The organism is Archangium sp., from assembly GCF_036388035.1.
Taxonomy (GTDB): Bacteria; Myxococcota; Myxococcia; order Myxococcales; family Myxococcaceae; genus Archangium.
Map to the genome: position 1 here is coordinate 1 of NZ_DASVSO010000367.1, position 2,330 is coordinate 2,330.

A 2,330-nucleotide genomic window follows, 5' to 3' on the forward strand; every position below is an offset into this window, starting at 1 on the left:
CTTGTACATCTGCCCCCACAGCACCGGCATGGGCTGCTTGCCCGCGCGCACCTCGGCGCGGAAGGCCGGCTCCAGCAGCCAGCGCAGGTGGGCATTGAGGCTCGCCGCGTCATAGGGAATGACGGCGAAGAGGGCGTAGAGGACGAGGATGACGGCCGGCAGGCCCACGCCGAGCAGGCCCTTGGCCAGGGTGGACAGGCCCGCGAAGACGTAGAAGGCGTACCACCAGCCGGCCCGCTGCTTCGTGGTGTCGTCGAGCTGGCCGATCATCGCGCACGCCATGGCGCACACCAGCGTGGTGACGAAGGGCGTGTCCGTCACCGTCTGTCGGGTGAGCAGGAAGTAGAGCGGCATGGTGGCCAGCACGAAGCCGGTGGCCAGGCCCGCGCGCCGGTTCACCACGCGCGCCACCGCCAGCGACAGCAGCGACACCGCGGCGATGCTCAGCAGGGCGAAGGGCATCCGCATGCCCCACTCGGTGTAGAGGCCCAGCGCGCCCTCGGAGCGCAGCGTGCCCACCACCTGCATGCCCAGCGCCTGCATCCACATGGTCAGCGGCGGCTTGGAGAAGAACCACGCGCTCTCCCAGTAGGGGAACACGTAGTCGCGGCGCTGGACCATCTCGCGGCCCACCTCGCCGTAGTGCGTCTCCCAGCAGTCCCACAGGCCCACCGCGCCCAGGTAGGGGATGAGGAGCAGCGCCGCGAAGGCCGCCGTCGCAAACGCCACGCGCATCGTCGGGTCCAGCGCCATCCAGCGCCGGGCCCACGACTCCTGATGGATGCCCTTGCCGAGAACGGCCTCGGTGAAGGTCTGCGGCTCCTGCTGCTGCTCTGGTCCGTCACTCGCCACGGGGAAACTCGCCTCCATCCGCTCGGGCCCGCGCGCTGCGCACGGGTCGCGGCCTTATATCCCTGCCCCCCGCTCCGGTCGACCTCCGCCAGAGCAGGCTGCGTGCAGTCTGCCGCGCATCGTGCCGGGGACTGCACACCTTCTTGCACACCCTCCTCACGCCGGGCTGGTCTCCAGGCGGGGGCATGCGTTTTGAATCGCACCTGCCTGCTCCCCCGCATACCGCGGGACCCCCCCGAGGCCCGACATGATGACGGCCGCGCTCCTCGCCCTCCTGCTCACCCAGGTGGGAGGCACCGAGCCCCCTATAACCCTCGCCCCTCCGGAGTCCCCCCCGCCCGTGCTGCGCTGGGACTGGCACAGCCTGTGCGCCTCGCTCGGGCCCTCGCCCGAGGTGCCGTCGGGCCGCTATCGTGTGCAGTGCGATATGCAAACGCGGCGCTGCCTCGCCGCGCCCGCCCACGAGCGGGAAGCGGATGGCACGGAGAGCGACCGGCCCCTCGAGCGCGTGCCCCTTTGCAGCGAGAGCATCGAGGATGTCCGCCGGCACGCGGCGGAGGGCTACACCTTCGTGCCCGCCCTCCCCGAGACGCCACCTGGCTGGTACCGCGACGAGCGCGGCCGGGTGATGCAGTTCAACTTCGACCTGCACCGGCGCATCTGGCTCGGGGGCGCGTGGGCTCCGCTGTGGCGCCATGGCGAGGAGCGGAGCCTCGGGCGCGGCCGGGTGGACTTCGGCATCATCACCGAGTTCCCCCGAGGCGAGAAGTTGATGCGCCGCCTCACGATGCTCGACACCGAGCTGCTCCTCGGGGAGCAGGCGTCGCTCGACTCCACGCTGCTGCGCTACGACACCAACGTCCGCCGGGACAAGCCGCCCATCCGGGTGAGCACCTTCCTCGGCAAGCCACGCCGGTTCGACGCCCACTTCGACATGGGCCTCTGGTTGGAGCTGCTGCGCATGGAGCTGCTCCGCCGCGGCGACACCGAGGCGGCCTTCCTCACCCTCGGCGCCACGCACCTCACGCTGGACTTGTGGCACTCGAGAGATCTCTCCTCGTACGTGCGCGTGCGCGCCGGGCCCTCGCTGGAGTACGACCGCACGCACCGCTTCCTCACGCTCGTGCCTGGCGCGGCCTTCGAGGGTGACCTCACCCTCGACGCGAACGGCTTCCACCACCTCACCTTCGCCGCCGAGGCCGAGAAGGTCTTCTTCGACTCGGAGGTGGAGGGCCGCTCGCGCAACCCCGAGCGGCTGCGCGTGCGCGCCGGCTACGAGCTCATCCTCCTGGCCATCAACGACCAGCCGTTGAGCCTCGTGCTCGACGGGCGCGGCCAGTGGCGGAGCGACCTCGCGGGAGTGCCTCCTGTCTGGGAGTGGTCCGCCCACACGGGCCTGCGCTTCTCGCTGTGGGTACCGGCCCGCCGCTCCGCACCCCAGACAGCCTCGCGCTGAGGACGACCCGGGATGCTCGCGC

2 protein-coding genes are annotated in these 2,330 nt (G+C 71.1%); one reads left to right on the forward strand and one right to left on the reverse strand.

Annotated elements, in window-relative coordinates; genetic code table 11:
- A partial coding sequence (locus VF697_RS14955) for an ArnT family glycosyltransferase (protein ID WP_331095500.1) occupies window positions 1–870 on the reverse strand: 870 nt, incomplete at its 3' end.
- 229 nt (window positions 871–1,099) lie between these two features.
- Between VF697_RS14955 and VF697_RS14960 the strand changes: the two genes are divergently transcribed.
- The gene (locus VF697_RS14960) at window positions 1,100–2,308 is read left to right on the forward strand and encodes a hypothetical protein (RefSeq protein ID WP_331095502.1); all 1,209 of its coding nucleotides are present in this window, start codon (window positions 1,100–1,102) and stop codon (window positions 2,306–2,308) included.
- Window positions 2,309–2,330 lie beyond the last annotated feature (22 nt).